Here is a 13,911-nt window from a genome sequence, read left to right on the forward strand (position 1 = left end):
ATGGTGTAAAACTGCAAGGTTACTTCGTGATCGACAATTGATGTCTACAATTTGATTGCCTGTTTAAAGTAGGCAGTGAGATGGTTTAAAGAACAATCTGGAGAGAGAAGTGCGATGTAGTGGTCGGGTCGCAACAACACCTGAAAAGATTGTTTACTGCCAAAAATCTCAACCGCTCTTGGATAAAGTGGAACGACATGAAGCTCAACGCAATCTGCATATTCAGCATCGAGTTTCAAACTGCTATTGTCATGTTGTCCGTCAGAGAAGATCAGTAAATGAAATTTGGGGGCACGAAGTTGATTGTAGATATTCTCGCCCTCGATTAAAAAGTAGGGCATTCGATCGCCCGCTTTCACCTCAAATTTGGATCTCTGCTGATGCTGGCTTAAAGAGCTACCCTCATAGTTCAATGCAATTTGAGAAACAACCGGAAACAAAAACTCTTTAGCAGGGCTAAACTGGCTGACTAGGCTTGCCAGTGTGGGCAAAATGTTACCCCGGAAGAAGCGCAAATACCAGCGATCGCTGGCTGCCACATCAAAGAACTGATCGGTTGTTTGCAGTAGCCGTATCGCATTTGCCACTCGTTCTTCACTGTACGTCTCAAGCAGCGAATTCTGTGCCTTTCCTTGGAGTACAAATGCCAGCTTCCAAGCCAAATTATAAGCATCTTGAATGCCTGTATTCATTCCCTGACCACCTGCAGGAGTGTGAATGTGAGCCGCATCTCCCGCTAAAAAACACCTCCCTGACGAGAACGTTTCTGCCCGCCGCGTATGGACTTTGTAAGACGAGAACCAATGCACCTTCGTAATGTCCATTGAGACTTGGGTGAGTCGTTTTACTTTTGCCTCGATCGCATCAAATAGAATCTCCTGATCGAGCTGGCTTTCGTATTCTGGTAAATTGCCAATCAATCGCCAACGGTTGTCACCTTGCATGGGCACAATCAACACAAAGGAATCTTCACCCATCACTGCATTAAAGGCATTCCTATCCCCTGGAAATTCCATTTGCACATCTGCAACATAAAACAATCGCGGCTGAGTTGACCCACAAAAATTCAAACCTAAAGCGTGTCGAGTCGGACTGCTTGCACCATCACAGCCAACGAGATAAGCAGCTTTGATCGTTTGTATCTCACCGCTTTTGGTTCTAACAACTGCGTTCACTCCATTGGCATCTTGCGTTAAACTTTCCAGCTCGGTCTGCCACTGAACAGATTGCCCGTGTTGCTGGAGATAGTCATAAAGCAGACGCTCATTTTTACTCTGCTCAAAAATCAGGAGGAATGGAAACGGGCTAAACTGTCCACCAAAATCCGAAAAATCGAGGCGAGTGCTAACTTTGCCATCATGCGTCAAAACCCCTTTCTGCAACCGTTCGCCCCCTGCAACTGCTTTCTCTGCCAACCCGATTTGATCATAAATTTCCAAAGTTCGAGCATGCACGACCAACGCTTTAGATAGCTCAGTCACTCCTTCCTTCGGGTCGAAAATCACAAAATTTATGTTGTAACGCATCAACTGTATCGCCAGAGAAAGTCCCGTGGGACCAGCGCCGACAATAATTACATCCGTTGTGAGTGTTGTTTCCATAGTTTTCACCTGCTTATTGAGCGCTAATGCCATGCAACAATTGATCGACTAAGGTTTCCCATGAACGGTTGGGTAACCGAGCTACATGAGTTGTAAATACGGTTCCCAGCAGCATTCTGGCGGTGAGTGTTGTATCGTGCGATCGCAACTCACCAAACTGAATACGGGTTTCCAAATATGCTGCCAATGCCTTAACACCTTCCCCGACAATGGCTTGAAGACAGTCAGCAACTTCCGGGTTGCTCTGGCTTTCCCGCACCATCAGTCGAAAGAGCGGTTCTTTGCGATCAAGCATTGCCGAAAAACTATCTGCTATGTGCCTGAGAACGTAAGCAGCCTCTTGCTCGTGCTCTACTTCTAGCAATGCCCGCAGTTCTGGTAAAAAGCTATGCCGCTCCCAAACGGCTCTAAGAACTTCGCTTTTGCTAGGAAAGTAGTGATACAACAATCCTGCAGCAACCCCTGCTGCTGTAGAGATCTGCTTAATGCTCGTGGCATCGTATCCCTTCTGGGCAAACAACTCCAGCGCTGTATCAACGAGGTGATCGCGCTGCGCTGCTGCCTGTTGTTGTCGTAGATTCTTCACTTGCAAAAAGTTGATTGAACGCTCACTCAATGAAATTCTAGCGCAACTTCTCTGAGTGAGGGAAGAGGATGCAAAAGTTTATCAATTGCTCAATCCTCAACTACTGCTCCAAACCCCTGTCTCAACCACTCGTGAGAGGTTAGAGTAAATGCACTTTTGTCAAGAGGGTGCGGGAAAAGGCGACAAATCCAGCTTGGAGACAGGCTTTCGGAGATATTTAACCACGCCTAAGTCTTGATTCTCTGAGGCAGCAAAGTATTTAACTGGGTCATCAGCTTTACCTTTGTCATAAGCAACGCTGAAATGGTACAGACCGCGATAAATCATCTCTAGAGAAATAATGATAATCAAAAAGAGGGGGTTTAATACTTTTGACTTTTGACTTTTGATTTTTGATTTACCCCTCGTGAGGCGCTCTCAAGCAAAATCAAGTACTTGGAGCAAAGTTGTTTAAGTTTATTTCAACTTAACTTCATAGTATCTTTAAAATACAAAATTTTCTGTGTCTATGAAAATTATTTATTTATTAGTGTTATAGTAACGCACATTATTGAAAAATAATATGCTTTAATAAAAGCAAATTATTTCATAATTAAACCCGATAAATTCATGAAATCTTTAATAAATTCCGTATTTGTACTGAAAACATATATATTTAATTCGAATAAGAATGATGTAATAACCGTAATAAAGTTGTGGTTATAAATTCAACGCTAAAGCTACCAAATAATTCAAAATAACCTGTAGGTTCTATAGCTGAAACAGTAGCACCAAAAGAAATGTTACATCAAAAACTCAGCATGGTTTAGCTGAGGAAAGCATTGTTATTGGTAAACTCTGCGTTCCAGAAAAAGTTACCTTTGACAATATGAAACTCTATTGAGATGGATTACGTCTACTACTTAGGCTTGGGCTAATAGCAATAAAAAATCAGTTAAAAATTTAACTGATTTTTTCAGATTCAAATAGTGTTTAGTTGTAGGATATCCACTGGCATTTATGCAAATCAAATTTCAAATAAAACAACACAAAACATGGTTTATGCCAATGATTTATTCGACTTCCAACTATTACTACCTATGTTAGTTTAGAGCTTAGTAATCTTGGTTTTATTTAAACCTATATTATTTATCAGCTTATTTTTTTTATTTCTGTTAATCTGTATTCAAATTTTCAGGATTACCAGAAAGCGCCTGAGTATCTAATATCTAGTATCGAGAGAAATTGTGCTACAGCACACCGTCAGATACATAACTCATGATTCCACCTTAAGGAGCTTTGACGTGGAAACGAATAAGTCGTATGTTTGGTCGCATGGAATATTGATTGCCCTGGTGGGCTTTTGTGCCAGTTTAAGCATTGGTTTAGTAATGCCCATAAACCCAAATGCTTCAGAAGCTCAGACAAAACCAGCTATAAATGTAAAGGATACAGCAGCCAAAGTAGGAACTCAACAGCGCATTGAAAAATTCAAGGCTGCAATGCTGACAAGTTGGCAGCAACAAGCAAAAACAAAGGGGTTTTCCTATACTGTACCGTCGCGCTTTCAAGGTGCAATTATTGAGAATGCAAAACTGACGAAAGGGGAGAAAGTTATTGCTCTCACCTTCGATGATGGTCCTTGGGGTGAGTCAACCACAGAGGTTCTAGATATCTTGAAAAAAAATAATATAAAAGCTACATTCTTTGTCGTCGGACAGATGCTAAAGAATCACCCAGACTTAGGAAAACGCATCGTCGCAGAAGGTCACGTCATTGGCAACCATACTTGGCATCATTGGTATCACTACTTTAATCCACAGGCAGCGGCATTTGAAATTGATAGCACGACAAACTTAATCTATCAACTTACAGGTGCGAAAACAACTTTGTTTAGACCCCCTGGTGGAATAATGCATAATGGATTATCTGCTTATGCTAAGAGCAGAAACTATACTGTTGTCATGTGGTCTGCTGACTCCATAGACTACAGCCGCCCTGCTGTACCTAGGTTAATTCATAACATAATGAAAGATTCAAAACCCGGTGGAATTGTGTTAATGCATGATGGTGGTGGAAATCGTGCCAAAACTGTGCAAGCTTTGCCACAGATTATTAGTAATTTTAGAAAGCAAGGCTATCGCTTTGTTACTATTCCAGAACTATTAGAAATAGAAGACCAAGAACTACAGTTGGCGGCAGTCAAGAAAAAGCAATAGCTATTAGTTATTAGTCATTAATAATTATTAATTACTAAAATCTAAAACTAGTACATAATTCAATACGGTTCAGTTAAGATTGATGTATAAAAAATCACGTGTGTAGAGACGCGCCATGGCGCGTCTCTACATTGTTTTCCTGATAAGGATTCTGGTCTTATCTGAACGGTATTGGTACATAATTCTGTTAACTAATAATCATTAAACAAGAGTCCAAAAGTCAATTGCTATGAAAATAAAACCACAGATAAACACAGATAAACACAGATAATTTATCTGTGTCCATCTGTGGTTCTAAATATTAAATACAGACTTTTGCAAGAAGTCTAATAACTAACAAGCTGTTTTTCCTCCGCAGCTTGGGGATTTGCTTGTGGACTATCAGCCTCAGAAGGCGGAACCAATTGCCAGAACTTGGGTAAGAATTCTTGCCAGTTCTCTAAAATCATCTTCGCTTTTTGTGAATTGGTGCGTTCAGCAGAAGCTCTGATTAATTCTTGCAGTTGCTTCTCACCAGCTGAGGTTATGACTCGCTGGAGTTTGACAATTTCTCGGTTGACTAACTCAGGGAACATCCCATCTTCATCTAAGAAGTATGCCAGTCCGCCAGTCATGCCGGCTGCGACGTTGCGTCCTACCTTCCCCAAAACAACAACCACGCCACCAGTCATGTACTCGCAGCAGTGATCCCCAGCACCCTCAATCACCGCTGTCCCTTTGGAGTTACGCACAGCAAAGCGTTCTCCGGCTAAACCTTGAGCAAACAAGATGCCACCAGTAGCACCGTAGAGGCAGGTATTGCCAATGATCACGTTTTGTGCAGGGTTATATGTGGCATTTACTGGGGGCTTGATGATGATTTCACCACCATTCATCCCCTTACCAACATAGTCGTTTGCCTCCCCTTCAAGGGTGAGAATCATGCCGGGAAGATTGAAGGCACCAAAGCTTTGTCCGACGCTTCCTTTAAAGTTGAGGTTAATTTGCCCTTCAAAGCCATTGTCACCATATTGGGAAGCAATCACACCTGCTAACCGTGCGCCAATAGTTCTGTCGGTGTTGACTACCGCCAATGTTTTGGTGACAGCAGACTGGTTGCGGATGGCAGCTTGAATGTCGGGATCAGCAACTAACTGGTCATCCAAAACCACGCCGTTGCTGTGAACTTCTTCATGCACCAACCAACTGCGGTTTTCTTTTGTCTCTGGTAACTGAAGCAAGCAGTCCAGGTTCAGCGCTTGCGTCTTTGTGATATGTGCGTCTTCTCTAAGCTTCATTAAATCGGCTCGTCCAACGACTTCTGACAAGGAACGGTAGCCAAGCCTTGCTAGAAGACTACGGACTTCTTGGGCAATAAAGTAGAAGAAGTTGACAACATCTTCTGGCTTTCCACTAAACCGCTCTCGCAGTTCTTCTTTCTGGGTAGCAACACCTACAGGACAGGTGTTCATATGACAGACTCGTGCCATGATACACCCTTCGGCAATCATGGCAATGGAACCAAAACCAAATTCTTCTGCGCCCATCAATGCGCCCATCAGCACATCCCAACCAGTCTTTAAGCCACCATCTACGCGCAAAATCACGCGATCGCGCAGGCTATTTTCCATCAACACGCGATGCACTTCAGTTAAACCGAGTTCCCAGGGTGAACCCGCGTGTTTTATAGAACTCAGTGGGGAAGCTCCTGTACCGCCATCATGACCGGAAACTTGGATGATATCGGCGTTAGCTTTTGCCACACCAGCGGCGATCGTCCCGATACCGATTTCTGCGACCAACTTCACCGAAACTTGAGCTTTCGGGTTAATTTGGTGCAAGTCAAAGATTAACTGCGCTAGGTCTTCAATCGAATAGATATCGTGGTGTGGTGGTGGTGAAATCAGCGTCACACCAGGCTTAGAACGCCGCAACATGGCAATGTATGGGCTGACCTTTGGTCCTGGTAGCTGTCCACCTTCCCCTGGTTTTGCACCTTGGGCGATTTTGATTTCAATTTGTTTGGCGCTCATTAGGTACTCTGGTGTCACACCAAAGCGTCCCGATGCGACTTGCTTAATCGAGCTGGAAGCCGTATCGCCGTTTTGTAATCCTTTTAAGTGCGGTAGGGTTGGTGAGTGACCTGTCTCGTCTACATCATCCAAGCGTGGGAAACGCACTGGATCTTCACCACCTTCCCCAGAATTGGATTTACCACCAAGACGATTCATGGCGATGGCCAAAGTTTCATGAGCTTCCCGTGATAACGCTCCCAGTGACATTCCACCAGTACAAAAGCGCTTGACAATCTCACTCACCGACTCAACTTCTTCAATCGAAATAGGTGAGCGATCGCTTTGGAAATCCAGCAAGTCACGCAACGCCGTGACTGGTCTATTTTCCAGGTGCTTCTTATAAACTTCGTAGTGGTCGTAGTTTGTGCCAGCGACTGCTTTGTGCAGCGCCTTTGCCAGTTCTGGGCTATTCATGTGATACTCGCCGCCACGACGGTACTGGACAAACCCGTAATTTTCTAGCTTCTTGGTTGCCAGATCCGGGAAAGCCTTACTATGGAAAGCCAGCACTTCTTGCGCCAGTTCTGTGACACTAAGACCACCGATGCGAGAAGTTGTGCCATAAAATCCCAGCTCTAATAAATCCTGACCAATACCAATTGCCTCAAAGATTTGCGCTGCTTGATAACTGGAGAGCAAGGAAATCCCCATCTTGGAGAGAATCTTCAGCAAACCCCCCTCTACTGCCTTGCGATAGTTGGCGAAAGCTTGCTCCAAGCTAATGGCAGTGATTTTACCCCGCTCCATAAACTGTTGGGTCTTGGGGTCAAGCCACCAATCACGTACGCTATCCAAAGCCAAATACGGGCAAATAGCAGCTGCACCATACCCAATAAGACACGCAAAGTGATGTGTACTCCAGCATTGGGCAGTATCAACTACGAGAGATGTTTTCATCCGCAGTCCTTCGCGGATGAGGTGATGGTGTACCGCACCTACGGCTAGTAGAGGGGGAATATAGGTGGATTCAGTATCAATGCCATGACCTACCCTATCGCTCAAGATCAGTATCTTAGCTCCTGCCCGCACCGATTCAGCCGCTTGTGCTTGCAAAGACTCAACGGCTGCTTTTAATCCTTCTGGACCTGCGGCTATTTCAAACAGAGTTGACAACTGGGCTGTGGCAAATCCCGACAGCTTGATAGCCTCCAATTCTGCCTCATGCAGCACTGGTGAATCTAGTTTCAGTCTACGTGCATATTCTGGCTTTGGTTCCAGTAAGTTACCCCGCTCACCCAGTTCTACTTTCAAGGACATCACCAGGCTTTCTCTCAGGGGATCAATCGGTGGGTTCGTTACTTGAGCAAAGCGCTGTTTGAAGTAGTCATAAAGCAGATGGGGTTTTTCTGACAGCACTGCTAAAGGAATATCGTCTCCCATGCAGAAAGTCGCCTCTTTGCCTTCTTTTGCCATTGGCTCAATGACCATTTCCACGTCTTCTGTGGTGTAACCAAAAGCAATTTGCTGCCGCAGTAGGGCTTGTCTGTCGATGTTAGTAGCTGCAGGTTGTGGGTTGTTATTTGTGGAATGCCCGTTACCATTGACACCGTTACCATTAACGACTAACGACTGATCACTCACGAGTTGCTTGAGTTCTTGGCGATGCTGGCGCACCCATTCCCCATATGGTTTGCTTTGGGCAATACGCTGTTTAATCTCCCAATTCTTCAGCACCTCTTTTGTTTCTAAATCCACAGCAATCATTTGCCCTGGACCAAGTCTGCCTTTTTCCAGAATGTTGGCTTCGTCTATGTTCACCACTCCTGCTTCAGAAGCCACAACAATATAGTCATCCTTGGTAATGCAATAACGAGCTGGTCTTAAGCCATTGCGGTCTAGTGTTGCACCAACTTTTTGCCCATCACTAAACACCAGCAATGCTGGTCCATCCCATGCTTCTTGCAGACCGCTGTAGTATTCGTAGAAATCTATGATCTCAGGGGAATTACGCAACTCTGGCTGATTCTGGTATGCTTCTGGAACCATAATCATTAAGGCTTCCAGTGGGCTGCGTCCAGAACGCACCAGCAACTCCAACACGTTGTCTAAGGTGGCTGAGTCACTGTTGTCAATGTAGACAAACGGTTTCAATTCATCAATGCGTTCTCCCCAGATTGGATGATTCAAACTGGCTTCTCGTGCCATCATCCAGTTGATGTTACCCAACAGGGTGTTGATTTCTCCGTTGTGACCCAAAAGCCGCATCGGTTGAGCCAAGGGCCATTTGGGCATGGTATTGGTACTAAAGCGGCGGTGGTATACAGCCCATGCGCTTGTGTATGCCGGATTTTTTAAATCGAGATAAAAGTCTCCCAAGACTGCCGATCGCACCATGCCTTTGTAAACGATTGTGCGGCTCGACAGGGAGCAGATATAAAAGTCTTCTGACCAGTTGCAGTTGAGGAAATTGCGAACAGCTTTACCAATTCGACGGCGGGTAATATACAGTTGACGTTCGAGTTCATCGCCGCTTTTGTCTTGGGAGGCTAAGAAAATTTGTTCAATTTGAGGTTGATTGTCTCTTGCTTGTACCCCCAATAATTGAGGCTGTACTGGCACTTCTCGCCAGCCCAGTACATTCAAATTCTCCTCTTGTACGACTTGCTCAACAGTTGCACGCGCTTTTTGAGCTGCGCTTTTGTCTTGCGGTAAAAATATCATGCCCACGACAATATTTTCGGTGGTGGGAAGTTGTATTCCCCGCCCCGCTAAATCTTGTTGGAACAACGTCCAGGGTATCGCGGTCAATATTCCCGCCCCATCACCAGAATCTTGATCTGCACTACAACCACCCCGGTGTTCTAAGCAGGTCAAAGCAGCCAAAGCTTTTTCTACTATTTCATGGCTAGCATAGTTTTGGCGATGGGCAATAAAACCCACACCACATGCATCTCGTTCCTCTACGAGCCATCTTTGTCCTGGATAGATACTTCCTAGGGAAGTATCTGATGATGTCATTTTCTGTTCTTGATTCATCCATTTTTTATTCATAGACTATCCCTGACGTCTTAGTTACGATTTTTGCTACTTCTTGTTAGGAAAATTTTGCTAAATCTCGAGATGGAGAAATACAGAATCACTGAAAATTAGGGAAAAAAAATTTTAACTTCGGGTTTTATCGCTGTTTGACCCGTGTTAAAATTTTCTCGTTATTTTTCTATGTATTTATGCTGAGTTAAACAAACTACTTTTGCCTCAGCAGTTTTTTGTCTATGATTCTAAAGGTATGTATTTCCTCAATTCTCTGTTCCTTAAGGAAGGCTAGTTTCCAGGTCTAGCCCTTAACGGCTTACCTGAAAAAAACTCAAACATATGGCTTCACTACTTTTAAATCTAAAATTGTCCCGATTCGGCAATAAAATCAGCGTATTACACTATATGTCCATTTGACAATTCCTATCCTATTTATCCTTAGTTTTTTCTAAATTTTTATTGACTCATCTTTGTCAATTATGTTGCTACCAGAATAACTTTACCTGCATAGCAATTTTGAGCAAGCATGGCAAACTTCATCACTTCTATTTTGATAACTAACAGACTGCTGTCATAATTGAGTAGCGCTTATCTTAGTTAGCACCCGTAATTTTAAGGTTTATATCGATAATTTTTTTGTTTTTTTTAAAGCGACAAAAAGCCCATATATACAATATCACATTCCGTTCTAGTTCAGAACTCATGTTCTTATTTTTTGATTTTTACAAATGACTCACTCTGCTTCTTGGTTAAAACTAGGTCTGGTGGTGACACCATTAGCGCAGTTTCTTACGGCAGGGTTACCCTCCAAGAGAACTGCTCGCTACACGAGGGCAGCCACTGCCTGGCGTGCCTCTAGGCGTGCCGGAGGCATCACCAGAAGGGTATATTTAAGTCATTCAGAATTTGCCCTACACCCGACAATAGTTATTCAATAGTTATTCAATACCTTAAGGAATTCTTTTCAGAAGTAAATTGCGAATTATGGGAGAAATACCAACCTTTTGCCCACAACAACACCCGAGCGATACTGTCAATAAGGGCAATAGCAGGTTTCTCATGGTTTTCCTGTCATCCATACTTTTGACAGTACTATGCTTAACAGCTACCTGTATGAATGCAAAAGCGCAGTCCTTATTAGAGACTGACACGGGGACACAGGGACATACAGACGCGAACAAAGGGAACACAGAGAATTCTGTGGGTCTTCTTAGTCAAAAGTCACCTCCACCTCCTGCTTTATTAGGGGTAATTTCCTATGGTACCCAAATTTCTCTCAATGGTCGCATTTTGTCTGGGGCTTGGTTGCAGCAACGCGGAAAAACAGGCTTGTTGAGTATTCATCTCAGTGACGGGGCAGTTAGGCAATTATTTGGCGTAGATTTATTAGACAGTAGCAATGCAGCGAGACAACCAATACAGTGGTTTTCATCTCATACTAAACCACTGGTTTTAACTAGTTTACTAACAAAAGGATATCGCTATCTAGATATTACAAATTTCGCAAAAACAGCTAGATGGGAGATGCAAGCCAATGGAAATACGTTAATCATCACCACACCTACCACCAAAGTCACAAATATTTATCAGGACAAGCAACCTGTAGGCACTCGCATTATTCTAGATTTGGATCGCCCAACTCCCTGGCAAATCACACAAGGGCTACCAGTAAGAAAACCGCAACCCCAATTTTCTCCAACGACAGAGGACACAGAGAATTCCTTAACAAAACTCCCCGCGTCTGTCTCCCTCTCCTCGCCACTTAATAGAGAGTGGACGATTACCCTTGATGGAATAGCCGACCCGGTTTTGGTAGAACGCTACACTCCGCCAATACAGGGGGAAGTAGGAGGATTAGGGGACAATGCCTCACCATCGACACAAACGTCCGAACCACTGATTCAACAAGTAGAAGTGGCTAATAATCAAACAATAATTCGTCTCAGCGTTCCCTTAGGGTTAGCTCCCCGGGTTAGTACTGTATCTAACCCCAATCGTCTGATCATTGAAATTCGACCTGATGCAATGGTGGAGAGAAATATTGCATGGGCACCAGGGTTACGCTGGCGACAGCAGTTTGTGAATTTAGGTCAAGAACGCTTTCCAGTTGTATGGTTAGAAATTAATCCTCGCAGCTACGGGATAAAACTGAAACCTATTTGGACAACGACTAACACCTTAGTAGGTACTGCTCCCCTGATTCAAACGGCACAACAAGACTCGGCAGTTGCAGCCATTAATGGTGGCTTTTTTAACCGTAATAACCAATTACCTCTGGGTGCAATTCGTCGGGATGGTCAATGGTTGTCAAGTCCGATTCTGAATCGGGGAGCGATCGCGTGGAATGATTCTGGGCAATTTTACATTGGTCGTCTCAACCTACGAGAAACTCTGATTGGCAGCAATAAGGTACAGTTGCCAATTTTGACTCTCAATAGTGGCTATGTTCAGAGTGGTATTGCCCGTTACACGCCTGCATGGGGAGCAACCTATACTCCCCTAACTGACAACGAAATCATTCTTGTCATACAGAAAAACCAGGTTATCAATCAGCTAACAGCAGATAAAGCTGGGGAAACTGCTATTCCAATACCACAGGATGGCCACCTGCTAACATTACGCGGTAAGGCTACGAGCAATGCCTCTGCTTTATCCGTTGGTTCATCTGTAAGGATGACTAGTTCCACTGCCCCTGGTGATTTTAGCCGTTACCCTCACATTTTAGGAGCAGGGCCACTGCTACTGCAAAATCGTCAAATTGTTCTAGATGCCAAAGCCGAAAAATTTAGCGATGCCTTTATCGCTCAAAAGGCTGTTCGTAGCGGTATCTGCACAACGACAACAGGAAATCTGATGATTGCAGCTGTACATAATCGCGCTGGCGGTGCAGGACCTACCTTAGCAGAACACGCCCAGTTAATGCGACTTTTGGGATGCGTAAATGCTCTCAATTTGGATGGGGGCAGTTCTACCAGTCTTTACTTGGGAGGGCAACTCCTTGACCGTTCTCCTAATACTGTTGCTCGCGTTCACAACGGGATTGGTATTTTCTTGTCTCTACCCTACAACAAGCCGCCTGAAGGGGGTCTACGCGAAGTCCGCAATTAAAAGTCAAAAGTTCAGAGCAATTAATTTTACCCTAGACTCTTGACTTTGAAGCTTAGAATAAGTTGCCTTGTGACTTGATGAAGACTTGGTGTAGAGGCACAAGTTTCATGGGTTATTTATGACACCCCACCGCCTGATTTTGCTATCTTTGGCAAAGTGGCATGAATTGCTCATTTCCACGGTTGCAACATCACGCCTTTTTTTCCATTAATGGTTACAAAGTACTGACGGTTTGTTGTGTCACAACATGAGGTAAATATGGCTCAATTTCAAGAAGCAACACAAACTAACACACTGCCCCTTCCACCAGCTATCACCCCAAGAGGTGTGGCTGCAACCGAACTTCGCCCCTGGGGTTCATTTACTGTTTTAGAAGAAGGGCGTGGATATAAAATCAAGCGCATTGAAGTTAAGCCCGGACACCGCCTCAGCTTACAAATGCATCACCACCGTAGCGAACACTGGATTGTTGTCTCTGGTACAGCCAAGGTAGTCTGTGGTGATCTAGAAATATTGCTGAGCAATAATCAGTCAACCTATGTACCCCAGTGTACAACTCATCGATTAGAGAATCCTGGCGTGATTCCCTTAGTGTTGATTGAAGTTCAAAATGGGGAATACTTAGGAGAAGATGATATTGTCCGCTACCAGGACGACTACGCCCGTATTGAAGATAAAAACCAATCATAACGCTATCGAAATCGAAATTAGGAAAGTCGTCTGCACTGCTTTAACGGCTTTGATTTAAAAATTGAATATATCTATAGAAAGTTCCTCCTAATATTAGGCAGGAATTGAAAGTACCCCAAAGTATGCTAATTTTTGAGAAACCCGGTTTCTTCAAAGAACCGGGTTTCTTAGCTAATTTTTTCGCTCATGTATTAACCCCCTTGTAATATGAGAATAGGGTTTTCTATTGTATTGTCACTTTTATGATTCAATTGAGTCATGCTGCCGCAGATGAAATAAGACGATTAAAATCAAAGCAGCACCCAAACGTCTTATTTCGTTTGGCTGTTAAACCTGGTGGGTGTTCCGGGTGGTATTATGATATGTCCTTTAATGCAGCTTTACAGAGCGCCGATGGCGCGGAGGAGCCACCCCAAGGGGGCGCTCTCGTTTTTGACTCTCAAGGTATTCAAGTCGTCATAGACGCCGAAAGCTTACAATATATCAACGGGATGACTTTGGATTATTCAGAGGATTTGATGGGCGGTGGTTTTCGTTTTTACAACCCCCAGGCAAATGCGACTTGTGGATGTGGTAACTCCTTTTCAACAACTCATAGAACATAGCGGTTAGTGTTGAACCGTAGAAAGGAAACAGGCTTGCGCCTATACGCCTGGAAGAGTGTAGGGGGAAATGGAGGAATAGGGGAAGAAAAATAATGA

8 protein-coding genes and 1 pseudogene are annotated in these 13,911 nt (G+C 43.9%); 5 read left to right on the top strand and 4 right to left on the bottom strand.

Annotated features, from left to right (window positions below; all coding sequences use genetic code 11):
- Window positions 1–44: 44 nt before the first annotated feature.
- The 3 genes and pseudogenes from MAS10914_RS0107575 to MAS10914_RS0107585 all read right to left on the bottom strand — a co-directional run.
- Window positions 45–1,601, bottom strand: coding sequence for an FAD-dependent monooxygenase (locus MAS10914_RS0107575; RefSeq protein ID WP_033365700.1), 1,557 nt, complete (start codon window positions 1,599–1,601; stop codon window positions 45–47).
- Between the two features lie 13 nt (window positions 1,602–1,614).
- Window positions 1,615–2,217: a TetR/AcrR family transcriptional regulator gene (locus MAS10914_RS0107580; protein WP_017315315.1), complete on the bottom strand. Its 603-nt coding sequence runs from the start codon at window positions 2,215–2,217 to the stop codon at window positions 1,615–1,617.
- A 141-nt stretch (window positions 2,218–2,358) separates the two neighbouring features.
- Window positions 2,359–2,526 (bottom strand): annotated as a pseudogene (locus MAS10914_RS0107585) (IS4 family transposase); the annotation flags it as partial.
- A 944-nt stretch (window positions 2,527–3,470) separates the two neighbouring features.
- On the opposite strand from MAS10914_RS0107585, the gene MAS10914_RS0107590 reads away from it, so the two are divergent.
- Entirely contained in the window at window positions 3,471–4,385 is a 915-nt protein-coding gene (locus tag MAS10914_RS0107590; RefSeq protein ID WP_026082403.1) for a polysaccharide deacetylase family protein, read from the top strand.
- Between the two features lie 326 nt (window positions 4,386–4,711).
- Here MAS10914_RS0107590 and gltB read toward each other — a convergent pair whose 3' ends face one another.
- A complete protein-coding gene (gltB, locus tag MAS10914_RS0107595; RefSeq protein ID WP_017315318.1) occupies window positions 4,712–9,430 on the bottom strand; it encodes a glutamate synthase large subunit in 4,719 nt (1,572 codons plus the stop codon).
- A gap of 710 nt (window positions 9,431–10,140) precedes the next feature.
- On the opposite strand from gltB, the gene MAS10914_RS33995 reads away from it, so the two are divergent.
- The 4 genes from MAS10914_RS33995 to MAS10914_RS0107610 all read left to right on the top strand — a co-directional run bounded on the left by MAS10914_RS33995 (window position 10,141) and on the right by MAS10914_RS0107610 (window position 13,815).
- Window positions 10,141–10,350 carry a hypothetical protein gene (locus MAS10914_RS33995; protein ID WP_156818112.1) on the top strand — a complete coding sequence of 70 codons (210 nt, stop codon included), beginning with the start codon at window positions 10,141–10,143 and terminating at the stop codon, window positions 10,348–10,350.
- Between the two features lie 175 nt (window positions 10,351–10,525).
- A complete protein-coding gene (locus MAS10914_RS29780; RefSeq protein WP_017315319.1) occupies window positions 10,526–12,520 on the top strand; it encodes a phosphodiester glycosidase family protein in 1,995 nt (664 codons plus the stop codon).
- Between the two features lie 258 nt (window positions 12,521–12,778).
- Window positions 12,779–13,210, top strand: coding sequence for a phosphomannose isomerase type II C-terminal cupin domain (locus MAS10914_RS0107605; RefSeq protein ID WP_017315320.1), 432 nt, complete (start codon window positions 12,779–12,781; stop codon window positions 13,208–13,210).
- A 242-nt stretch (window positions 13,211–13,452) separates the two neighbouring features.
- Window positions 13,453–13,815, top strand: coding sequence for a HesB/IscA family protein (locus MAS10914_RS0107610; protein WP_017315321.1), 363 nt, complete (start codon window positions 13,453–13,455; stop codon window positions 13,813–13,815).
- Window positions 13,816–13,911: the final 96 nt, after the last annotated feature.

Origin of the sequence: Mastigocladopsis repens PCC 10914, from assembly GCF_000315565.1 — a bacterium.
Taxonomy (GTDB): domain Bacteria; phylum Cyanobacteriota; class Cyanobacteriia; order Cyanobacteriales; family Nostocaceae; genus Mastigocladopsis; species Mastigocladopsis repens.